The organism is Novipirellula methanifontis, assembly GCF_052161655.1.
GTDB lineage: Bacteria > Planctomycetota > Planctomycetia > Pirellulales > Pirellulaceae > Novipirellula.
The window spans coordinates 3,389,948-3,412,113 of record NZ_CP197418.1 but is presented as its reverse complement, the minus strand read 5'-3'; the positions used below and the strand labels follow the sequence as shown (position 1 = coordinate 3,412,113).

Annotated in this window: 20 protein-coding genes; 2 read left to right on the top strand and 18 right to left on the bottom strand. The window is 52.3% G+C overall.

The genetic code is table 11. The annotated features are described in order from the left end of the window. Window positions 1–263: 263 nt before the first annotated feature. The 12 genes from SH528x_RS12185 to SH528x_RS12130 form a co-directional block, all read right to left on the bottom strand. Complete coding sequence (locus SH528x_RS12185) at window positions 264–3,575, bottom strand: SdrD B-like domain-containing protein (protein WP_442510794.1); 3,312 nt, start codon at window positions 3,573–3,575, stop codon at window positions 264–266. Window positions 3,576–4,656: 1,081 nt separating this feature from the next. Further along, window positions 4,657–4,902 (bottom strand): hypothetical protein, encoded by a 246-nt coding sequence (locus SH528x_RS12180; protein WP_442510793.1) that lies wholly within the window; start codon window positions 4,900–4,902, stop codon window positions 4,657–4,659. Window positions 4,903–5,076: 174 nt separating this feature from the next. Next, complete coding sequence (locus SH528x_RS12175; RefSeq protein ID WP_442510792.1) at window positions 5,077–5,742, bottom strand: hypothetical protein; 666 nt, start codon at window positions 5,740–5,742, stop codon at window positions 5,077–5,079. A 1,336-nt stretch (window positions 5,743–7,078) separates the two neighbouring features. Then, window positions 7,079–7,651: a hypothetical protein gene (locus SH528x_RS12170; RefSeq protein ID WP_442510791.1), complete on the bottom strand. Its 573-nt coding sequence runs from the start codon at window positions 7,649–7,651 to the stop codon at window positions 7,079–7,081. Window positions 7,652–7,774: 123 nt separating this feature from the next. Continuing rightward, complete coding sequence (locus SH528x_RS12165) at window positions 7,775–8,221, bottom strand: hypothetical protein (RefSeq protein WP_442510790.1); 447 nt, start codon at window positions 8,219–8,221, stop codon at window positions 7,775–7,777. Window positions 8,222–8,788: 567 nt separating this feature from the next. Beyond that, window positions 8,789–9,925, bottom strand: coding sequence for an ankyrin repeat domain-containing protein (locus SH528x_RS12160; protein ID WP_442510789.1), 1,137 nt, complete (start codon window positions 9,923–9,925; stop codon window positions 8,789–8,791). Window positions 9,926–10,043: 118 nt separating this feature from the next. Continuing rightward, window positions 10,044–10,679, bottom strand: coding sequence for a hypothetical protein (locus tag SH528x_RS12155; RefSeq protein WP_442510788.1), 636 nt, complete (start codon window positions 10,677–10,679; stop codon window positions 10,044–10,046). Between the two features lie 149 nt (window positions 10,680–10,828). Further along, complete coding sequence (locus SH528x_RS12150; RefSeq protein WP_442510787.1) at window positions 10,829–11,239, bottom strand: glyoxalase superfamily protein; 411 nt, start codon at window positions 11,237–11,239, stop codon at window positions 10,829–10,831. Window positions 11,240–11,392: 153 nt separating this feature from the next. Next, entirely contained in the window at window positions 11,393–11,632 is a 240-nt protein-coding gene (locus tag SH528x_RS12145) for a hypothetical protein (protein WP_442510786.1), read from the bottom strand. 1,047 nt (window positions 11,633–12,679) lie between these two features. Next, window positions 12,680–13,051 (bottom strand): hypothetical protein, encoded by a 372-nt coding sequence (locus tag SH528x_RS12140; RefSeq protein WP_442510785.1) that lies wholly within the window; start codon window positions 13,049–13,051, stop codon window positions 12,680–12,682. A 606-nt stretch (window positions 13,052–13,657) separates the two neighbouring features. Beyond that, window positions 13,658–14,101 (bottom strand): hypothetical protein, encoded by a 444-nt coding sequence (locus SH528x_RS12135; RefSeq protein ID WP_442510784.1) that lies wholly within the window; start codon window positions 14,099–14,101, stop codon window positions 13,658–13,660. 1,431 nt (window positions 14,102–15,532) lie between these two features. Further along, window positions 15,533–16,147 (bottom strand): hypothetical protein, encoded by a 615-nt coding sequence (locus tag SH528x_RS12130; protein ID WP_442510783.1) that lies wholly within the window; start codon window positions 16,145–16,147, stop codon window positions 15,533–15,535. Between the two features lie 974 nt (window positions 16,148–17,121). Between SH528x_RS12130 and SH528x_RS12125 the strand changes: the two genes are divergently transcribed. Next, window positions 17,122–17,355 (top strand): hypothetical protein, encoded by a 234-nt coding sequence (locus SH528x_RS12125; RefSeq protein WP_442510782.1) that lies wholly within the window; start codon window positions 17,122–17,124, stop codon window positions 17,353–17,355. Window positions 17,356–17,471: 116 nt separating this feature from the next. Further along, the gene (locus SH528x_RS12120; RefSeq protein ID WP_442510781.1) at window positions 17,472–17,729 is read left to right on the top strand and encodes a hypothetical protein; all 258 of its coding nucleotides are present in this window, start codon (window positions 17,472–17,474) and stop codon (window positions 17,727–17,729) included. 66 nt (window positions 17,730–17,795) lie between these two features. Here SH528x_RS12120 and SH528x_RS12115 read toward each other — a convergent pair whose 3' ends face one another. The 6 genes from SH528x_RS12115 to SH528x_RS12090 all read right to left on the bottom strand — a co-directional run bounded on the left by SH528x_RS12115 (window position 17,796) and on the right by SH528x_RS12090 (window position 21,733). Continuing rightward, window positions 17,796–18,188: a hypothetical protein gene (locus tag SH528x_RS12115; protein ID WP_442510780.1), complete on the bottom strand. Its 393-nt coding sequence runs from the start codon at window positions 18,186–18,188 to the stop codon at window positions 17,796–17,798. A 777-nt stretch (window positions 18,189–18,965) separates the two neighbouring features. Further along, window positions 18,966–19,433 (bottom strand): hypothetical protein, encoded by a 468-nt coding sequence (locus tag SH528x_RS12110; protein ID WP_442510779.1) that lies wholly within the window; start codon window positions 19,431–19,433, stop codon window positions 18,966–18,968. A gap of 135 nt (window positions 19,434–19,568) precedes the next feature. Continuing rightward, window positions 19,569–20,060 carry a HEAT repeat domain-containing protein gene (locus SH528x_RS12105; RefSeq protein WP_442510778.1) on the bottom strand — a complete coding sequence of 164 codons (492 nt, stop codon included), beginning with the start codon at window positions 20,058–20,060 and terminating at the stop codon, window positions 19,569–19,571. Between the two features lie 159 nt (window positions 20,061–20,219). After that, window positions 20,220–20,570, bottom strand: coding sequence for a hypothetical protein (locus tag SH528x_RS12100; RefSeq protein ID WP_442510777.1), 351 nt, complete (start codon window positions 20,568–20,570; stop codon window positions 20,220–20,222). A gap of 146 nt (window positions 20,571–20,716) precedes the next feature. Next, complete coding sequence (locus SH528x_RS12095; protein WP_442510776.1) at window positions 20,717–21,292, bottom strand: hypothetical protein; 576 nt, start codon at window positions 21,290–21,292, stop codon at window positions 20,717–20,719. Window positions 21,293–21,502: 210 nt separating this feature from the next. Beyond that, window positions 21,503–21,733 (bottom strand): hypothetical protein, encoded by a 231-nt coding sequence (locus SH528x_RS12090; RefSeq protein ID WP_442510775.1) that lies wholly within the window; start codon window positions 21,731–21,733, stop codon window positions 21,503–21,505. Window positions 21,734–22,166 lie beyond the last annotated feature (433 nt).

The following is a 22,166-nucleotide window of genomic DNA, read 5'->3' as shown; positions in this document are numbered from 1 at the left end:
TATCGCGCGGAGATTCAAGGCCGATCTACTCCCGATGAGCAGGTTGATGTGGAGCCCCGACGGGCACACCCAAGATAGACAATGAAGGGATAGCCAATTGATACCTAAATCTCGACACGCGGATTGTTCTTGAGCAGCCAATCGAGTGATTCTATCTCTCGATTCGCAATACGAATTGCGAGTCCACGTTGCGTTCTATCTGCTGCGCAACGTGGACTTGGTAAAATCCGAAATGCTTCGGATAAAGGCTCGCGGCGTGAAGTTTACGGCTTTAACTTGTCTCCGAGGCCATCGATCAAATGATCCGCCCCATCTTCACCCTTCAGATCATCTTTATCGAGGTCGTCCGTGACCTCCCCCAAATCAACAAGGGTCGACGCCAGATCACCGCCGATCCAGTTGGCCAATGCGGCATCTAGAGCAGCAATATCATTTTCATTCGCAACGGAGCCGCCGACAAGAAGATCATCGCCATCGCCACCCTTCAATTTGTCCTTGCCCAGCCCACCGATCAACAGGTCGAAGCCATTGCCGCCCGTAAGTTGATCGTCGTCGTCACCGCCGATCAAGATGTCGTTTCCGCTTCCGCCGGTCAGCCGATCTTTGCCGCCGTTACCTTCGATGACTGACGATTCATACCATGCATCACCATCGGACCCTCCGAGATCAGCGTGGTCGTCGCCGTCGTCAAGGACAATTCGAACGGTTTGGATATTGTCCGGATTGAAGTTGTAAACGTCAGCACCGCCATCAGATCCTCCGTCACTACCACCGTCAGATCCGCCGAAATTCAGTTTCGCGACCACTTTGACACTGGGATTGTCATGACCACCATCGGACCCACCATCACTACCTCCGGTTACGCGGGCACTGACTTTGTCCTTGCCACTTGTACCGATAATCTGCAACTCGCGTGTGTTTGGATCGACACGTACGCCACTGACCCATAGCTCAGACGCCAATTTCATAGCAACGTCACCGTCATCGTCCGTTACCATGACAGTGATCGTAAAAATTCCCCCGGTAGCGTACTGATGATTACCCGCGAATACACTCGAATCGCCTGCTGCAAACGTGAATTCAGTTCGGTCGTCATCGGCATTGGCTGCCGCGTCGTCGATTTCGCCCCAATCTATGACGACTGTATGCGTATCGAGGATTCCGTTATCGCTGAAACTACCGCGAATCGTCAGTGAGTCAGCAACCGTTGCTTTTTCAGACTGAGTGCCTAAACCAACGTTCGGCTCGACAGTCAACTTCGGCGCAACATTTCGAATCGTGATCATCGATCCCGAAACGCTGGTGTCGAAGCCGTCGTCCACCAACACTGAGATGGCGTAGTCTCCGTCGTCGGCAATGCCGAGGGCAGCAAGCTGCAGCGCATCAATGGTTGGGCTCACTCCGATTGCGTCGTCAAATTCACCGTCGAGATCGAGATCCCATCGATAGATCAAATCGTCGTCGTCGCCATCGGTCGATGCCGAGGCGTCTAAAGAAACGCCGTTTCCTTCGTCAATCGCATACGGTCCGCCTGCGTCCGGGATCGGGATTTTGTTTAACGGCAGATTTCCAAAATCGAGTCCCACGATCGAGCCTGCGACGCCAAGTGAGACACGGTGCGCCAAGTCACTGACATCTTTGCCAGCCAACCCATAATATGGAAAGTTGGTCAGGAATGAGCGCTTAAATGCCCCTCCACGATCGAACGCAACAATGCCCGTAAACTTGCTCGTGTACGACAGCAAGATCTCGTCTCCCAGCACGGCGACACCTTGATCTGTCTCACCTCCGTGAGTGAATTTCGAAACAATAACGCCAGAATTGGGGTCAATGAAGATCACGTCGTTGGAACCCGTTGTGGCTACCAACGCATCAGGGTTCGTGATTGCACCAAGTCCACCGACGATATTTTTCCCAGAATTGACACCATTAATGTCGAGAGTGCCGATCACCGTATCGCTGACCGGATCAAAAATCTTGATATCATCCGTAACGTAATCCGAGATGTAAAGCAAACCGTTCAGTGACGCGATCCCGTCGTAGTTGCCATAACCAATCGAGTCACGATCAAGTTCCATTCCCGTCTCGGGATCGATTTCGACCACCGCATCGCCAACTTCGTCAACAACAAACAACGACTTGCCATCAAAAGCCAACCCCACTCGGTATGTGGTTACATCGTAATCGGGACTCAATTCGTTGATAACTGCTCCGTCTTTTGGGTCCACGCGATAGATCACATCCGGGCTGACCCCATGACGAATTCCAAACAGTACGCCTGTTTCGCTGATTGGCGATGTCTGCTCAAAACGTTCTGGCGCAATCTCGCGAATTACGTAGTCTCCAGGCAATAGGTCCTGGAACAAATATCCACCGCCATCACCCGTAACCTGGGTTGGCTCGCCATCATCATGTTGGCCATTGTCGTTCAGGTCCAGGTAGACAGTAACGCCAGCCTGAGCGACCTCATCAGCATCCCATTCTCCATCGCCGTCTCGGTCGATGAACTGGATGCCTGCGAGTTCGCCTCGAGTATCGAAGCGTCCGAAATCAAGATTGGTTGCCGTTTCCCCTTCGACGAGTTGCACACGATGTGACGTTTCGACGACTAGCTTGCCCGCGAGTGCACGCACGGTGAGGTTGTTGTTACCATTGTTGATGACGAAAGAGTCGACGTACCCTCCACTACGATCGAAGATGACTGCTCCAAAATAGTATGGACCATCGTAGGTCAAATAGAGGTGTTGACCGACAACTGCCGCACCAATATCGGATTGCCCCTCGTGAGAAAAGCTGTCTTGCACGACACCGGTTGCGGGATCAAAAAACACGATTCGATCTGATCCCGTTGTCGCGACTAACTGATCGGGGTTTTCAAAAGCTGCTAAACCGCCAACAAGATCGAAGGTCGTCGATCCATCGGAAACGAAATACTCATTCGTAAAAGTGTCCGTAACTGGATCGAATTCGAATATTTTGTTCGAGAACGGGTTAGAAAGGTAAACCTTTCCATTTAGCGCTGCGACTCCGTCAATATCTTTGTTTAGATAATCCGAATCAATCAGACTTCCTGTGCTTGGATCAACTTCATAGAGCGAGTCGGTCTTTGCATCCGCGAGGAAGAGCGAGGATCCGTCAAACGCCATTCCGATGAAATTGGCATTCAAGTCGACGGGGGAAGGGATTGTCGACAAGACGTTTCCGGTTGTGGGATCAAGTCGCAGGATCTGGTCAGGGTTGGTTGTGCGATCAAATGCATACAGAAAAGATTCCTGGACGTCCGGTGCCGTTTGAATAACGCCCTGTGTCTGTCCTTGACGTACGACGTAAGTGCCGGATTCCAAGTCATCGAATTGATACTGGCCGGACGCGTCGGTTGTCGTTGAGGGCTCCGAGTCGTCGAGCACACCATTATCGTTGAGGTCCAAATAGATCGTTGCATCGGCGACCGATACCTCGGCATAGTCTTGCTTGCCGTTTTGGTTGACATCGTCAAAAACCAGTCCGCTGAGCCCCGTGTCGGCGGCAAGCAATCGGCGTTGCTCAAGTGTTTCCATTCGCAGTCGTTTGCTCAAACAACCTCGATTCCGCTTGACTGCTCGCCTATTTCTTGATCGTTTTGCAACTGATTTAGCTACCGTCATCGCCTGCTCCTGCAAAAGGGACGCCGAAAGAAAGAGTAAGAATCGCATGTTGGATGTACACGTAACTGTGACATTCAACATAACCATCGGGCTTAACTTTCCATCGCCATTGGGACACGGAAAGATTGTTTGTCGGTTACGATTCTCATATGATTGCATGAAATTGGAACGGATCGTCCGCGTGAAAAACAGATGTCTATACACTATTTTCCACTTGAGTTTTAAAAAAACTTTTCAAAACCGCATCGTCTTGCTTTGCACTAAGGACAAAGCGACTGGCCAGAGTTAATATGCGAAAAACTCTATCGACTAGCTGAGGCGTCAGCATGCAACGCTGGCAAGTTGTGCTGACACTGCTTCGAAAGCAGCCACTGACCGGAGGACAACTCAACTGCGGTGTTACCACCAATCCAACGGATTGAGTCGGCGTGACAACGCGAAGACTTGAAACTCATGCGAGCGCCGCCGTATACAGCTCCGCATGTCCGGTGGTTCGGGAGCGATCGATGAAACGTTGGACGATGCTCCGCAAAACCGACACGTAGTGCCCTGGCTGACGTTTAACATCGGTCGCAGGTAAACCGGAGCGACCGACTGCGCCCAAGATCAAATTCATTCAATGTGGAACATCATGATTTGTCTTGTCTGTTCGCCTTGCCTGCTTGGGCGCTCCCGCCAAACAACGTTACGCTTCAGCGATCGCCGCGACGTTAATTAAGGATTCCAGCACCGTCTGATCGCGTTCTCCGCCCCACCCCGACAAAGAGTTTGGTAGGAAAATGGAGGTAGGAAAATAAGACACTCGCTTTTCCGTCTTTACAATCTTTCTGTCGCAACAATCTTTCTGTCTTACATCCGCTATTGCCTGGCACATGCGAACGCAACGAATCAATCTGTACCGGGAGCGTCAACAGGCACAATCGCCTTCCCTCGACAAGGATAACACCACGTCACCACCCCAATGGACTTGCCGACGCGCCTAAGTTTCCCCCCGAGCAAGTAACTCCCAACTTCACACCCGCTCATCGTCAAACCTTTTCCAGTCCGCAACGTTCACGCGATGGTTCCCCGACATCGTTTGCCAAGGGACGCCGACCATCACACTGGCGTGCGATGGGCCAAATGTACCGCGCTGCGTCCGAGAGATCAAAACGGTTTGAAGTACGGCTCGTCGCAAACACAGCAAAAGCATCACAGGTTTGATAAAAAGTTCGACTCCCGGTTGCTCAGGCAACCACAGATGAACGCGGATAGACACAGATTACCGCACGAAGCATCCGTGTTCATCTGTGTGAATCTGCGGTTCCATTTGACTTGCCGACCGCTTGGCCATGCATTTTTTTGTATCCGCTGAATCGAAACTCAAGCATTTTGTGCGGCGAACGACAGGGTTAACCGAGACCCAGCCAAAAATCAACCATTCCAAAAGACGTCATTGGATTAACACGGCTTCGACTACGTGAGCCGTCGCGGTAATGGAGGGATCCAGGTGCATGGTCGATGACTCGTCGTTCTCATCGTCAACCAACCATATACGGGGCGGGATAACCAATCCTAGATCATCGGTGAGAGCGGTGATTCGTTCGTCAAAATCCATGCTTTGCGTCTGTGGAGTCGACGCCCCCCGACTGCGATATAAATAGGAGGAGCCATCGGAGGCGACATCCCATTGCCGCTCTTTTCCGTCCGCAGCACGAGGATCGAAAAATTCTGAATCTCCGCCGTGGTACGCCTCGACCACCTTCCCGTTATCAAACACGCGATAACCAATGACGCCGATGCTTTCAGCATAACCCACTTCGATCAGGCGGATCTTACTCATCTTGGAGAACCGCCCCAGGTTGAAATTGAAAGTACCGAAATTATCGAGATACGTTCCTGACCGATCGTCAAAACAAAATGCTATGGTCTCAATCCCCGATGGCGGGCAAGCAACCGTCCAAAACCCACGATGATCGCGATAAAACGGTACCACGGCGGTCCGTTTGGGTAAGCTCGCCAGAACTTTGTCCATCTTCGCATCGCAAAGAGCGATGCTCCAATCCATGTCACTTTGGAAATAAGACGCGAAATCATCGTGGGTTGTTTCGATGGACATACGAATTCAAACTCGGTTCATTGAAATCAGTAGGGTTGCCGCTGCAACCTAGCTGCTTTGATTATCTTTTACAATTTTGACTGATGTTATTGACAGCACCGATTGAGCGATGCTTTGCGTTGATCGGTTCAAATCTAAGTCAGCAGTCCACCATCTCTACACCGAGCGTCAGCATCTCTAAGTAAGACGCCGAACTTGGTTAAAAAGGTGACGAGTGACGTCCGGTGCATGCCGTGGGTTTTCTCCGAGCCAGTCCATCGCCATAGAAATATGTTGAGGGCGTCTATAGCGATTCAATAAGAATAGCAATTGGGATCACAACCAAAAGCATCACAACCCAAAACCACACAAATCCTTTAACGATTTTTCCTCTGTGTGCTTCAATCCACACTACCGAACATTCGAACGATCGAAACACAACTCATAGCAGCGCAATTCCTCAGTCAGATACCGATTGATGTCCACCGCGATGGGGTGTTTGACGTTGTAGTGGCTGATTTAGGTCGGCCTGATCGGCGGGCGAGCAGAACGGTGTTACTCGGACGTAGGATACGCATTTTGTTCACGGCGTGCTACCGATTTCTCTAGGGGGTTTCAACATATTTGAACATTGTCCCAAGAATCTCAGAACCGCCGACTGCATTGTGATGAGACGCCGTGAACACATATTAAGATTCAAGAAAATTCGGCTGATTCGTGGCCAATCCAGCATGTGCAAATTCACCCGCGAATCACGCCAATGGACGCGAATAAACAATGCACTCTGGCCGCGGTAGCGGCGACAGCGATCGACGCCAATGTTGAATGAGAGACGAGAAGGGGCGTAGTCCGACGCATTGGAAGCCGCCCGTTCATCTATCCCAATTCTGCAGCCATCCCGGTAAAAAGTTTGGTAGGAAAATGGAGGTAGGAAGATAAGGCACTCTACGATTCGTATTTCAAATTTTTCTGTCGCATCAATTTTTCTGTCTGGCAATCAAATCGCATCACTCCGAGACAATCCGCTGGACGGAGGCAAGGAACGCAGCTACCATCATCTCGGTTTTGCCACTTGATTTACCTAATATCGGGTTCTGCCGCCCTTTATTCCTCTTTCTTCTTGAACGCGGATAGACACAGATTACCGCACGAAGCATCCGTGTTTATCTGTGTGAATCTGCGGTTCCATTTGACTTGCCGACCGCTTCACCTCGCATTGATTGTTTCCGCTAATTCGAAACTCAAGCATTTCGTACGGATAAGGGCGGGGTTGCCCCGGACCAAGCGAGAGATCTGCCATCAGAACAAGACAATTCGAGGCCTCCGCCTCCAAACTTTTGTTACCCGCCGTATTGAGTCACCGCAGCGACATCCACCCGTTTACACCGAACGCGACAAGCACCGACGAAAGCAATGTGATAGACAGTGCAAACCACCGACGACCGAGCGGCCCATCACAAACCAGCGTTATCGGCCGCCAAAAAAGTATCGCTAATCCCGCAGTAGCAAGCATCGTGGAAAGGGCCATCACGCGGTACAGAGCGGGCCCATCATAGTGGACGGGAATCCGCCAATCGAACATTGCGGCGGCAGCGACCACCGCAACCTCGCAAGCAATGTACCAGCACCAGTGAACCAAAGCAGACCACCAACCGATTCGGTATCGGGCTAAGAGTAAAAGTCCGCCAAGCAAAGCTGAGCCGCAGTAAATTGCGTCCTTGGTGAAGATTGCAGCGTAGAAGTAAGACGAAAGATCCAAGCCAGACGACAGCTGGATCGCCCAGGAGAGTGCCATCAACCCGCCTCGCAGTATTAACGCGAGTGCGAGCAGGACAAGAAGGGCAGACTGGATCCGGGTCAACGTCGGAGCCCACGAGTCGCCAAGTGCCGAACTGGGCTCGTACGGGTTTGACGCAGGAATGTCAGTCATCGATTTCAGTCAGGTAACGGTTTGCGAAAACCGAGTCGCGGGAGTCGATTGTCCATTGCGAAGTCGACCGGCTCCGCAACTTCGATTCATCGTAGGGTCTGCGAGGTTCGACGATTGGAATGATTAGCGAGCGAGGGGCCTGGGGGCCTGGTGCATGCGTCTTCCGATCAACAGCATCGTGGCGGAAGCCATCGTAAAAAATGCGCCGACCATCGCGGTAGCCCATACTGTCGCGTGAGGGATGGCGATTTCTTGGGGAAGGCTTGAGTAATGGGTTGCCAAGCCCACGTAGCCATGAAAAACGCCAACCATCCCAACCAGCACGGGCAGCCCAATGATCCATAGTGCTCTCGAATCACTACCGTCAATTGTATTCGACAGGAACTCCTTGGACGTTACAAGCATGGCGTACAGACCAGTCGCGAATAAGAGCGTTCCATAAAGTACACCTAAACGATCGACTGTAATCGCGATAAAGGAGGATGGTGCTTGACTCGCCACAAGCTGCGACGCAAAGAATCCCGAGCATCCTCCAATAACGGATAGGCAGAACAAGGGTGAAAGTCTCATAAGAATTCCTTTCGACAATGTCAGTTGGAGCTTGGATACAATGATTAACAGAACGCTTTGCCGTCAGCGGGCACGGACGGTTGACTTTCCTGTTGAGCAAATGCTGCAAGCCGTCCTTCGCGTGCATGTCATGGTTCTGCTCGGTTCTGGTCAATTTGGACTGGGACAGATTCAGCTTGCGCGATGATTTTTCGCCAAGTCCCTATCTCGCTAATTGTATACGAAAATCCCTTCCCCGCGTCGTTCCATTTTACATCAAGCCAGCGCTGAGAATGTTTGATCGATGAGATATCAAGAACCGCCGATTCGCGATCAGGTACCGGGATAGGTTTACGACGAAATGCTCCGTTTGCCGCGCAGTATGCAAGATAGTCAGCAAGCGGTTCTGGCCTGCCCGTCTGTTTATATCCCTCTGCAAGAACGCAATAAGTCTCGCCACTATTTGCGACTGAGCATCATCTTGTTCCTAACCTTTGGAATTCACTGGGCAGAAACGGAAGACGTTGATTTTAAATCAGCCAGATCGCCACTCCTGTGAACGAACCTGTTCGCCGCCTGAACATCATTTTATGATTTGCGTCCTTTCGCGTACGACGGCGTAATAGCCCCGTGCCGTCGCAAGAGTCGCTGCAATGGCTTCGCATTATCGCCGTGGTAAATGGGTCCGATCGTCAGGCAGCATTCACACGAATCCATTTCGCCGTTCGGATTGGCGCCATGTTCGAGCAACAACTCCGCAATCTCCAGATGATTTCCGCAGCACGCTTCATACAGCGGGCGTCCGTTTGCGGCGGCATCTTCGGGCATATTTGGATCAGCGCCGCGTTCGAGCAACAGGCGGACGATGTGCAGATGACCTTCCCTCGCCGCATAAGACAGCGGGCTGATGCGCGCCGAGTCAAGGCAGCGAGCGAGGTTGGAATCTTTTTTCAAGAGCTGCTCGACGCGTTCCAGATCGCCGACGGCGCTGGCGACGGAGATATTGTAGCTCGCCCCATGCGCCAGCAGACTGCCGACGAGCACAAACGTGTTTCGCAGCGAAGGATGCGAGCGGCCGCGAGTGTCGCGATACCAGTAGTCATTGGCGCCGTTCACGGCGAGAAGCACCGGCGTTTGTCCGTCGGCACGTGGCGCATCAATCGGCGTTCCGATTTTGACGAACTGGGCAATCAAATCCAATTGCCGCGTGATAACGCTCCAATGCAGAGCATTATTTCCCAACGCGTCGCTGGCCCGCGCGAGCGTTCTCTTGCCCCGCAAGACCGCGCCGATTGAGCGAGGTTTCCGAGCGATGATGGCTTGCTTCAACGCCTCGAAATCCGGTGAATAATTAAACCGCTCTCGCATCGCATGCTGGAGCAGCAATTCGATTTGGCCATGCCCGCATTCTTCGGCGCAGAGCAGCAGCTTGTCCCACGAATCGTAGGTATAGCGAGATTGGCCCGGGTCCGCGCCGTGATCCAACAGCAACTTCACGATTTCCGTGTGACCCGCGCTCACGGCTTTGTGAATGGGAAACTGATACGAATACTGAGCGTTGACTAGTCGCTGGTCTTTCGCGAGGAGCGACTTCACCTTCGGCAAGTCGCCGAGCGTGCAGGCTTGGAAGAGTGCCCATGCGTCGTAACCGTTCAACTTCTCGACGCCATAAACGTAAGCCCGCGTCTTCATCTCCTCGGGCTGTGTGAGTTGGGGGTTGTTCATTCGCAAAGCAGGCAGAAAGCCCAAGGTAACAGGGGGCGAGGAAATGAGCTTTACCTCAGGACCGACCGTGCCGAGCCCTCCCGTTCACCGATTGGTTATCCAAATTCCGAGTTGGTGCTTATTGTAACAATGGTTCCCACTTGATCTTCACGTCCGGCCGAAGATTTTCCAATTTTCGCTTTCCATTTTCTGAAATCTTACAGCGACGAATTGTCAGTGCCTTGAGTGATGGGAGCCCGGCTAAGTAGTCAATCGAGGCATCGGAAACTCGTGTACGTGTTAAATCAAGAAAATGGACGTTTGGAAGATCCCCAAGGGCGGTGAGGCTGGCATCGTTAAGACGTGTTCGATGGAAGGAAAGTCGCTCAAGCGTATGCGAAGCTCGAGCAACAAGCGTGTCACCCGTCGGGCATTCATCAATGCTAAGTGCTGTTAACGGCAACTCGAGTAGACGTTGTACTTGTGAATCCGATAGAGAGGTACCATCGACGGTCAACGTTGTGATCGTTGGGTTGCGTGAGATGACGTCAATGAATTCGTCGGCATTGTTTAGATCGTGGTATTGCCGGACAGTGGCCGGATATCCCGCGAAGTCACAGACAACTCGCGGCAGCAATCCCTGAGAATACGGAGCACGGACGACGTTCGCTCCATCTCTGCGTAGCAATCCAATATCGGCTTCGACCCGCTGGAGTTTGCGTATGTACAGATGCGTAAACGCAAACACGACCCCAAACACAAAAACCGTCGTCAAGGCTGTTCGTAGCGTAAATCGAAATCGAGTCATTGAGCGACAAGCAACATCGGATAACGAATCCCGGTAACGGGGGACCAGTGATGGATTTTGATTTGAAAGCCGACGTGGCCGAGTCGTCCCGTTCATCGTTTGGTTGTCATTCACTCTTATCCTTCGGTCGTCTGTGAGCAGAATACCAGATAGTTGCCGAAAGGGTCGTAGATATTCAGGTCCGTATTCCGTCCCTGATATCGTGGATCCACAACAACGGGTTTCGGATAATCGGCTCCTTTAGCAATCAGATAGTCACAATAATTCTGCAATCCCAGGACTGGAATATTGACTTCCGAAATCGGTGCGTCCTCCTTGGCATGCCCGTTGAGATGAAGGATGGCATCGCCCAGATGGATCTGCATATACAATGGCGCCGTTGGGGAAAACCGAGACTCCCAGTCCACCTCAAAGCCTAGATAGTCCAAGTAGAATGCTTTTGCCTTGGCTTCATCGAACATTCGCAAGACAGGGATTGAGGATCTGATCTCGAACCCGCGCTGTGACTCGTGGCTTGATTCACTCATGTTGATGTACCCCACTCGCATGGTGCGCACATGCTGCGGTTGGCTTCGTATGCCGCTCGTTCTTGCATCCCAGCTCTCCGGCCTTACCGGCAAAACTTTTGGAAGGAAAATGGAGGTAGGAAGATAGGGTACTCAACGATCCGTCTTTCAAGTTTAAACCATTTCCAGTCCGCAACGCTCACGCGAAGGTTCCGCGACATCGTTTGCAAACGAACGTCGATCATCACGTCGGCAAGCGATGGACCAAGTGTACCGCGCGGCGTCCGAGAGATCAAAACGGCTTGAACTAAGGCTCGGCCGCATCCACGGCAATGGCATCGCAAGTTGGATGAAACTTTCGACTTCCGGTCGCTCAGGCAACCACAGATGAACACAGATTACCGCACGAAGCATCCGTGTTCATCTGTGTGAATCTGCGGTTCCATTTGACTTGCCGACCGTTTGGCCTTGCATTGTCTGCATCCGCTGATTCGAAACTCAAGCATCTTGTGCGGGCAACATCCGCCATCACCGAGTACGGCGGTTTAATTTTCCATTTGTAAAAACTCGATACCGTACGCACGCGCCTTGCATGGTTCGCCGCATTTGCAGCGAAGTCGCGTTGTCCATCATGATCGACGTCGACCAAATCATACCAGTCTCCATCCACCGCGATCAATTTAGTCAGGCGTTGGGTTGAGTTGCGTGCGACGAAACGCGCGATAGTGTCGAATCACGTGACCAGAAACCACTACGCCCACCAATATCCAAACCAAAGAGGCCATCACCATCGTAGAGCCGCAGTCGCCGCCGCGAGCCGATATTGTCCACGCGGGGTGGAGCGTCATAAGGCCAAGGTTCGACAAAGATGCATATGGTGCTACGAAAGATCGAAGGAATAGCACAAAGGTGGTGAAGAGCATCGCACCGTGAACGTAGGCAGCCATCGTCGCGAATAGTTCCGCGCCGTAAATCGCCGCGCCAGCGTCAGGTCCACTGCAAGCGATGAGTTGCAGGTTCACGTCGAGCCTCAATTATTGGCGTATTGTGTGAATAACGCGGGTTGAAAGAAGCAATACACGTCAGCCGGCGAACAGCGGAATTCACGGGTTGATGGGAGTTGTTCATCCATGTCGAAAAACAAGGGCACCGCCACTTCCGTTCATTTCTCTGGTTGTCCGCTGTTTGTTCCACAAGATTGAATATGTCGCGCCGTAGCAAAACGCCCAGATTATAGCGATCGGGTAACAGGTTAGCGTCGCGAAAATCCGCGATAAGTTAAGCCGATATTGAACCAGAGCTGTAAGGAATATGGGAAAACCTAATACGAAGAGGAAATCAAATCGGCTCTCGTAACGAACCAAGAGCAGTGTCACACCAACATGAACACCGACGACTAACGTCGCGGCAAGCAAATCGAAGATGCGAAGTTTTGGCATCAAGCAAATCTCAGCGCGAGGTCTAGGCAGTTGGGAACGGTACGCATCCTCGAACACGCATCGTGGGTGAATGGGCGATGAACGGATAGTTTGGCGTTCCAGTGGGTTCGATGAACGATGTTCCGATTGGTTGCTCGCCGAGGTATTCGTCCAAGATTCGGTTCTGGACACGACGCATCAAGTCATCAGCGTGAAAGCGAACAACGGCGGCATCAACACCAGCACTCATGATGCCAAACGCGTTTGCGGCGGTAACGAAGCAATCGTGTGGCGGCAAATCCTCGAAGCGGCTTTGGATCACCGAGACGCGGGGCAGGCCATCAAACCGTGCGCGGAACGCATCGCACATGGTTGCGTCGGGATGGATTAACCACAAGTCGATCGGTAGTGCCATGTCGTTTGATTCTCAAATTAACAGAACGTCGCAGGTCACTCGGCCCGAGCGGACGAGCCACCATCAGGCAAAGCATTTCCGAAGACTCGGGTGCACCACCTCGCTCTGGCTATTTTGGTGCGGGTGTTGACCCGACCATTAGTACAAGTGCACACCAAAAGGATACCAAAGTTCGATCAGCAGCGTAAGATTTTCCCGTGTACGTTGAAGCACGGGCTGTTCGCCGCATAAAGAAATGAACGAACAGGAGGAAACGGAGAGAAGAGAGGAGAATTGACCAGCGACTCCGTTTACGATGCGACCTCCTGTTCAATCCGACCGCGATTGTCGTCTTGGCGGCAATATACTGGAGAAAGAGTCTCGACAGCGCGACTGCCGATTCACAACGTCTGCGACGTCCAATGATTTCGAGCGTTAACAGAACCAACGCGTACCACTGGATCGGCCCCTCAATGTTGCGATCAAATCATCGACCGCGTAGAACACGGTAGACTGTGTAATTCCTTCCATGGTAGAACGTCAGGGTTCAGCTGGCGGGCGCGAACGATTCTCCATTGCCGATGCGGCCACTACGCCTGCTCCGTTGCACTCAATGCTTATCCGTCTTCATTTGTAACGAATCGTTGCGTATTCGATTTCAGCGTGTAATCGTGAGCCCTTTGCATCAAGTAGGTCCATTGACGTTCCCGTGCCGTTGTCCAGGTTCGACTTTGCAATGGATTCGATGGCCTTGGCGCGGGAAAGGTAGTTTTCAGCGATTTGTCCCCGCATCCGTCTGCCTGCGTTGTTCAGTTCTGCATCACGTAATTGGGCATCGTACAGTTCTCGATTGATGTCAATTAACCGAATAAGTTCCGATCGCCCCTCTCGAAACGCTGTTAGCCGTTGCTCGTAGTTTGTAGACAGCGTTTCGACAAGTGCTCGTTCAAGCTGAGACACATACCCCCTTCGCATCTGTGCTTGGCGATCTGACGGTTCGTCGGATTGAACGTCGAACGCCATTACGACGATGATAAGCAGAGTACCGGCGATCGCATATGTAAGCTTCATCGCAGTTTCCTTCGTTGGGGCGTGTGCGTTTTTAGGATTTTAGTCGGATACGGCGGACATCACCGAGCACGGCTAATCTGGTGTCCTTTTGCAAAAGCCTGATGTCGTGCTTTGGTAGAGGTCATGGCTCGTCGCTATTGTCGGTGTCTGTGAAAGGTTCCGAAGACGAAACTATTCTATAGCCACAACGGTACCAACGATAAGTATAGTGGCCCCACAAGTAGTCCCATGCGCCGTCATCGCTAATCTCGTAGACGGGTGTGTAAAAAGAATCACGCCAGTTGACAACTCGCTTCATTGACTGCTTGTGTCCGGCTGCATCCAAATATCCAATCACCATCTGAGTTGGTCCGAGCGAGAGCGCATAGGGCGGAATTAGCAATACGGTGACAAAAGCAATATGGGCGAGAGGTGGATGGTTACGCCGACGACGTCGTCTAAGTACCAGATAGGCCGAAACAGGGAAAAACGAAATCGCAAAAACACTAGCGGCCGGGAAGCTGAGTACGACGGCAACGACAAGCACAACGAACAGCAGTGCCCTCAACGAGAATCTCAATCGCGGATTCGACACAATTCACGCTACTGCGTTGTAAATGAAATGGGATCGACAGACATCAACAGACTTTCCAGTCTTTCTGTCTGCCGCGATCCACGAAGGCGTGAATCTGTAACGAACAGCGTCCCATCTTTGACAGTCGACCGCCGGAGTCGATTGGCGGCGTCCCGCCATCGTCACACGGCCGGATGCTGTCGAAGCATGGTTAGAAAATTGCAGGTTAAAAAATATGAAGAGATCGCATGACCAAAGCGAGCCCTTCGAAGGATCATCGTTGATGAGTGGCGATGGGCGTTGCAGCAAGCAAGCAACACTGATCTGTGCTGTTCGCAAACTAGCGACGCTGTGGACTGGAGCCGCCCTGCGTTCAACATCTGTGTTTCTCTTGTTTGCCGAACCGGTCACGCACCAATTAACGAAGAGAGAAGGACAGACGAATTCAGATAGGCCGAGATCAAGTGTACCATTCAGCGGCGAACCACGACGCTAACTAGCCGAGCTAAGCCCCCGCTCAATCACCCAATACGGCCCGGATTGAACGCAACGCGACTTGCGGATCGAGCGTGGGCGAAAAGAGATGGGGTAGGAAAATGGAGGTAGGAAGATAAGGCACTCCACGATCCGTCTTTTTAAATTATTCTGTCTTGTATCCGCTATTCCCTAACACACGCGAGTACAACATCTCGCCCTGCGCCGGCAGCGCCGGCGGGCACAATCGCCTTCCCTCGTTCGTGATAATGCCACGTCACCACCTCAATGGACTTGCCGACGCGCCTAGGTGTTCCCCTCGAGCAAGCAACTCCCAACTCCTCACACCCGCTAGTCTTTAAGACCTTGCCTGTCCGTACTTGCACCGCCTGGTCCCGCCATGATCACGACCAGCGACAGTGAATTGCAAGTTGTTTTGCCACGCAATGTTCAATCGGACCGAGGAAATCGTCAGCAAAGTTCTGCGAAACCTCGGCGTCTGAGTATGACCGAAATTCAAACAAGGAGATATCCGTGCGGATCTGGGCTACCTGCGTGGGATTGTGGACGCTGTACTCTGGAGCATCGTAGTTTGATGGAATGTATCCCGTTGGTTGACGGGTTTTGAAACGTCGTTGCCCCATGTAGTACGACTCAGTCGGCGCTTCATGCGGGTTGTAGGGTCGCCCGACATCGGCGGTCTCAATCAACAATCCTTGCGGTTGTGTCGCGGTCATCTGAATCGCCGAACCAAGAAACCCACGTGTCCCCAATGCGTACCATAACAATTCATCTAGCAGACGCGTGTCGCCGATATTCGCGTACCAGTCCGGCGATTGGGCCATCGAAACGAGTCTCGCTTTTAATTCGTTCGACGACGCTGGCAGCGAATTGAAGGCCGTGGAATCACGATCTCTTTCACAACCAATTTCAGCGCAAAGAAGATCCGCGATCTCAGTGTCAGGCAGGCGTTCAAACGCATTCCAGTCAAACGAGTAGATCCAAAGGTGTAGCGACATGCGATTTCAGTCCGAAAACGGCCACCATCACCGAGGACGGCCAAAGTGGTTTCCATTTGTAAACGCCGCATGCCGTCCTTCGGTGGATGGCATGCTCACCCCGGACGCATTCGTTTCCGACAGGCAAGTCGATGGGACATCCACCAGCCAATGGTCGGAAAGAGCCGTCGCAATTCCCGTGAGCTCACTCCAGAGAGCTTACCATACGCGTCTCGTACACACTTGGCAGGAGCGTCCGACATTGCAAGCAGTTTCTCGTAGTCGGACAAAGCGCGAGCGTAATTATCTGACAGTTGGTCGACGTGGTGCTGGCGTTCATTCGCCCCGTAGTGCGATTCGACTGCGGAAAGCTCAAAGTGTACGGCAAATCCCTCCTCCAATCCATTAGCGTTGCCATATTCGCCATCAGTCAGGTGTAGATGCACTGATTCGTGTGCAACGTTTGCAACTAAAGCCGGTTCATACAATGTCGCGTGAGGCCCAACCAACACCACCGCGTTATCACAGTCGATAGTTATTGTTGGGCCAGCTTCCGACTGACGAACATCAACCGTGCCAAAATGGCGCCGCGGTCCGCCAAGCAGGCCTTGCTATTCGTTGCTGCAAGCTTCGATTAGAGTCAAAGCTAGGCGTTCCTTATCGGCAGGCAAACGTACGTGCGTCAAAATTCAGCGGGGTAACGTTACGCGTAACCGGAACCGCGCGGGGAAGTTTCTAACGGCCAAATCGCGTAGCTCGCGTTCTCCGATTCGCGCGATGTGTTCATCATCGTTGGTTTTCAGTCGGGTAACGGCGGGATTAACGCGGTTCCGTCACACAACATTGAACCGCAAAATGCATCGACAACGGAACTCGCGTTCAATCCGTAACTATCCGCGGCGATGGATCGAGCATCAGGTTAGTCAACGCGTACCAGTATCGCTGCCGTAGGCAACATCAGGTAAAATAGAGTCACCACATCCATGGAGAGTCAAATGTCAGTAGCAATGCAAGCAAAGGCGGTTTACGAGGCAGATTTTCGGAGACTATTGGAGGCCAAGAATCACGGTGATTTTGTCGCCATTGAACCGGATTCGCGTGAATCATTTGTGGCACCGACGTTCATCGAAGCGGCAATGGCAGCGAAGGCAGCCCACCCAGACAAGAAGTCGTTCGTGATCCGTGTAGGGTATGAAGCGGCCGTACATATCGGAGCAGCAACTCGGTGAATGGAAACGTGGACGAGAACAATCGAGCATTGTTGCGGGTAGATATTCGAGCAAGGTTCAGGATCGAACCAACCTCCATTCATGCGTGGGTTGATACAGCATTCGATGGGCACTTTGTGTTTTCGTCTAAGTTGATCACAGATCTTGGGCTCGACACCCTAGTTGAGACGGATGCGATTCTCGCCGACGGGACGACCGTGACGCTTGAAACATTCGTCGCGTATTTGGATTGGTTTGGAGATCTGATTCCCGTTCAGGTAGTCGCAAACGAAGGTCAGTTCCCGCTGCTTGGAACCGCGTTGCTTGAAAAGTGCCGGTTGACAGTCGATTATGTCAGCAAGTCGGTGGAGCTTGTTTCAGTCAGCGAAGGGTAGAAATCACGCGGCGGCGGCAAGCGACGTGACTTTAAAACAAACACGACTCCGCCGCTCGCATGCATTTCATGGTTCCCCGTCCTCCTCAGTTGGCTTCGGGCGGACAAACCAAGGACGCTCAAGATCCATTCTAAGCTTGCCGCTGACCTCACGCCAGCAATCCAAGACGAATGCTGTGCAATCTTCGTCATTGCCTCGTGGGAATGCTTGTCGATGCTTGTCTGCGAAGCTTAGCTTCTCGCATTCTCTCTTTGCGCGGACATCGACGAGAGATTCACTGAGTTCGTCCTCCCGACGTTGGATGAATGCCCAGTATCGATAGACGTAAAAACAAACTGCATCGAGCGTTTCAGGCGTGCCGATTCGGTCGCTTGAGACAACGTATGTTTCGGGGTGGTAGTGCAAATGCCGAATCATTCCATGTAGATGTTCAAGAGCTTCGGTTGAATCTCGGTTCATCGCTACCCACTGTGATTGAGTTGGTCCAGAATGGAATTCGCCTCGTCGCTCGGGGAACAGCGACCGTCATCGTGGACGGCTAATGATTTTCCATTTGTAAAACGCGATGCCGTCCTCCGTGTACATGGCATTGTTCAAGTAAGCCGCTATCGCGGCGGGGGTACTTTCTCATGGTCGAGGATTTGCATTCGCATCGAGTCGACAAGCGAATTATTCTAGGCATTATAGCGGGTTCTGTAGCACAGCATGGACACCCAAGTCTGGATCACCCGAGGGGCAGGCTCACTGCAATTCCAATGAACTTTGTTCTGGAATTCGGCGGCCCCTGCAAACGGGCACCCCCAACCGCGTTGAACTGCTAGCTGTGCTACTGAGTTCAACACCAGACGAACCACTAATTTCCTTGGAAATACTTGAACTTCGACCCGGCTTCGAGCGAAAATGATCGTTCGTAGCTCCGCGGAAAGTCTACACCGAAGGGGAGACCGATCGAGGAGTGACTCGGCAAATAACGACGAAACGGATAGATTCAATAGGCCCCGAGACGCCAAAAGTCAAAAGCTCAATAAGGCAAAACCCGTACCATATCTTGGCAGCCGAGACCAACTGACACGTCACGAGCGTTACAGTTCCACCGGGCTTCTTGAACAAAGGCCTTGAGCTTCGGCTAATCTCCCGAGCCACTCTGGTTCACAGAACGTTAACCATTTAACGAGATTCAGGCTCAACCTCCGCCCAACGCGAAGTCAAAGCCTTACTGGTTATCGCCATATTAATCTACGCTGTCGTCGGAACCGAGGCAATCAAATCCGCCAAGATCTCAGCATTGCCAAAAGTGACCGGGCCCCAGGCACTTTGAACTGTATCGTAGTCACCAGTCTCGATATTGATGTAATGTATCCCCTGTACGATCGTTGCGTGGAAGCCAGTTCGGTCAGCATGCATTTCCGCGAGGCGATCTCTCCAATCAGTGTTCGTGCCCAATATGACCAAATAGAGGCCAACCTCAGCGAACATCCATCGTGCGGCCAGTTCGCGAGTCACAACACGACGGCGATCGGCCAAGAACGCGTTCCCGTCGCTACTATCATCCCAAGCGGTCACAGCGAGGGCGTACCTCGCAGTGTTCCGCTTGCTACGAGTGAGCAGCATCTGTAGCTCCGGCGGGAGACCGAGCGTTTCGTGCGGATATACCGCAGGGTGCAACAGCGACCTTAGATCAGCAAGATAGCGGCGGTCCACCATGTAAGCGTGCTTCCTTCCTGATTGCGATAACGTTACTGATCACCGTGGACCGGGAGTTGAGTCTCCATTGTCGAACCGCGACGCCCGGTCCTTCGTGTGCACGCGTTGGTTACGTCATTTATGCAGTGCTACGGATCAGACGCGAGTGATTGATTCTATCGCATGCAACGCAGCATTGCGAACTTCATCATCGCTATCGGATTCGAGCGTTGCAAGCGCAGCTAGAGCGCCAACTGATGGCGTTCCAATCGCACCGATCGCCTGCGCGGCCAACGAACGGGTCTCTGGATCGTCATCCCCGAGAGCAATCACGAGTGAATCAATTGCTGCAGCAGCTTTGCCTTTAAAATGACGCCCAAAGTCGATGAGTGCGAATGCGGCTTGAGATCGAACATCGATACTCGGATCGGTGAGGGCTTTCGCGATCGGCGTTATTGCGTTTTCGGCGTCTGGGCATAGCCCACGCAATATATCGATGGCGTTGAATCGAACGTCGGGGTCGTCGCTTGCCAACGTCTTGATGCACCATGCAACAGGGTTGGTGTTGTACTCCTCCCACTCCTCCGGCGTGTAATACTTCGCGTGCTTGGGGTACTCCGCTCGCCAGTCATAATCTGATTCGGACATTGTGTTGACAGACGAGGGTTGGCGTAACGTTAAGGATTAGCCGGGACCGAAAGTTGAGCATCCATTCGATTAGACCATCCACCGAACCTCGGGCGCACCCGCTTATTCACCGCGTTTGCAGCGGATTAACGCCAGCCAATTCCGTTGACGTTGAATAAATCATACCAGCGCATCGTGGTCCGACGCATCTAGATTCGACATTTGTGTTCGCGTGTGATTGTACAACATCAAAGTGACCACGGCCAAATCCAGTCCACGCGGTGATTGTACTTTGGGCAGTTCGGGCCATCGTACGTTCGTTGATCCCCAATGCCGGTTGGAATGCCCCAGAAAGCCAAAAACGCGAACAGGCAAACAACATCGAGAGCGCAAGCCGATTTCTGCACCGGCTTGCCCCAAACGCCAAGTACCAAACGCGATCCCGGCGCAAACGACGGTAATCCAAAAGAAGTATCCCGGCGGATCTGAGTAACCCAAGCCGCCGGATTGAAGCAGAAACGATGAAGGCATTTCTTTCATCGCACTCTTGCGTCTCGCGTCCGTTGAAGGCGTATATCAAGTTTCGTCGTCGTCGAACATCCGAGATCACCGAGCCGGAACGATTGATCTATACTTCAATAAGCACGCGCAAGTCCGGCTTCGCCTGCATCACTTTGTCATGCCCCAGCTAGCCCAAAGGCACGTGTCTCCCATGCAATTATAGCCTCCTCGGCGACCTCGAACGCATCTCGTCCCGTTTTTCCAGAATCAAATTCAACAGATCCGCGTAATTCAGCGTCGTCAGGAATCGCAACAGTTAGCTCGACCTCACGTGGCCTAAACGCAATACTCTCGACCGCGCTCCGGTCGATGGTGTATCCAACGTTTTCGAGACGTGCAAAATCACCGGTTCGTGAGTTGCGTAATTCTCCGTGTTTGGCACGATTTGCGATGTCCGCCGCAATCATTAACGCATCGACCGTATTTACAATTCGTTCGATTCCCTGTGGATCCACGGAGCGATTACGGCACAGTTCCTTTAAGTAGTCCTTCATACTCCAGATCCAAATGAACAGATTAAGCAGTTCATCTTCGAGTTGTTCAGGCGATTTAATTCCTCGAATTTTTGTTACGCCGTCGGAACCATCTGGGAGCGTGTGAGACTGATCGTATCCCACGTGAGCCATCGTGTAGACAGTCGATTTAGATCGAGCAACACGATCATGCAGTCGGTAAAATTCTGCGAGATTCATTTATTAAGAGGCATAACAGCGGACATGACCGGGGACGCGGGAACGAGCGACCACTTGTAACAGCGCTGCCGCGTCCTTCATGTCCATGTCATGGTTTGTTGGTGTTTTACAACGGATTTAAAGCAACCACTGCCTCAATCCGTTCGCTAAAGCTTACCGAGCGCATCGTCACACGGCAAATCCGATCACGTATCCGCAGTGGCAAACCATTCAAACAAACCGGAATCTTGGGTCGTACAGATCACCGCCTGGCTTGCTACGCGAGCGAACGTCACGCTGTGAGATTGAAGCACCACAGACGGCGCAATGAGCGTTGGTGAGCGTCATGATCGGACGAGTTGATTCGGTAGGCGATTCACGAAGAGCGGAAACCGTAACGGCGACGATGTCACCATGCGGGTGCTGGTACGTAACCGATACGCTTGGGTGCTGGCATTCCATTGGAGTTCAACCCAACAACTCTTTCATCCAACGAACTTATGTTTCTGCGGTGGGTGAGGGGGGAAAAGTAAGTCCTTCAACGATTTTCTCACCGGTTCTTACGCTTGTTCTCACGGGATGCGCCCTCATTGGAGGCGGGCGACCGCAAACGCTATTCTCAACCGCTGTAGGGCGGGTGTTAAGCTTGTTCTCGCCTTGCATCGCACTCTCGGGCGAGGTGTGCAGAATGCTCCGTTAGGATTACTAAAAGCATTTTACTTACGTCCTTCCATAGCCGGTGGGAATGCAAAAGCTTGATTCAGAGCTACCTGGAGTCAAGGGCAACAGAGGCAGATCCGTGACAGCTCTTCTAGGTGTGATCAGCTTTCGGTGTGATTGCCGAAGTGGAACAAATGCATTTGGATGAACTCTCGTGGGGATCTTTAATCCCGGT

Coding starts and splice junctions, on each gene's coding strand:
- SH528x_RS12110 (WP_442510779.1), bottom strand. CDS start 19,433: ATGGTGGACCGCCGCTATCTTGCTGATCTAAGGTCGCTGTTGCACCCT.
- SH528x_RS12130 (WP_442510783.1), bottom strand. CDS start 16,147: ATGTCGCTACACCTTTGGATCTACTCGTTTGACTGGAATGCGTTTGAA.
- SH528x_RS12140 (WP_442510785.1), bottom strand. CDS start 13,051: ATGGCACTACCGATCGACTTGTGGTTAATCCATCCCGACGCAACCATG.
- SH528x_RS12090 (WP_442510775.1), bottom strand. CDS start 21,733: ATGGAATGCCAGCACCCAAGCGTATCGGTTACGTACCAGCACCCGCAT.
- SH528x_RS12100 (WP_442510777.1), bottom strand. CDS start 20,570: ATGCCTTCATCGTTTCTGCTTCAATCCGGCGGCTTGGGTTACTCAGAT.
- SH528x_RS12115 (WP_442510780.1), bottom strand. CDS start 18,188: ATGAACCGAGATTCAACCGAAGCTCTTGAACATCTACATGGAATGATT.
- SH528x_RS12175 (WP_442510792.1), bottom strand. CDS start 5,742: ATGTCCATCGAAACAACCCACGATGATTTCGCGTCTTATTTCCAAAGT.
- SH528x_RS12145 (WP_442510786.1), bottom strand. CDS start 11,632: ATGCTTCGTGCGGTAATCTGTGTTCATCTGTGGTTGCCTGAGCGACCG.
- SH528x_RS12135 (WP_442510784.1), bottom strand. CDS start 14,101: ATGAAGCTTACATATGCGATCGCCGGTACTCTGCTTATCATCGTCGTA.
- SH528x_RS12150 (WP_442510787.1), bottom strand. CDS start 11,239: ATGAGTGAATCAAGCCACGAGTCACAGCGCGGGTTCGAGATCAGATCC.
- SH528x_RS12095 (WP_442510776.1), bottom strand. CDS start 21,292: ATGAATCTCGCAGAATTTTACCGACTGCATGATCGTGTTGCTCGATCT.
- SH528x_RS12160 (WP_442510789.1), bottom strand. CDS start 9,925: ATGAACAACCCCCAACTCACACAGCCCGAGGAGATGAAGACGCGGGCT.
- SH528x_RS12165 (WP_442510790.1), bottom strand. CDS start 8,221: ATGAGACTTTCACCCTTGTTCTGCCTATCCGTTATTGGAGGATGCTCG.
- SH528x_RS12105 (WP_442510778.1), bottom strand. CDS start 20,060: ATGTCCGAATCAGATTATGACTGGCGAGCGGAGTACCCCAAGCACGCG.
- SH528x_RS12170 (WP_442510791.1), bottom strand. CDS start 7,651: ATGACTGACATTCCTGCGTCAAACCCGTACGAGCCCAGTTCGGCACTT.
- SH528x_RS12125 (WP_442510782.1), top strand. CDS start 17,122: ATGTCAGTAGCAATGCAAGCAAAGGCGGTTTACGAGGCAGATTTTCGG.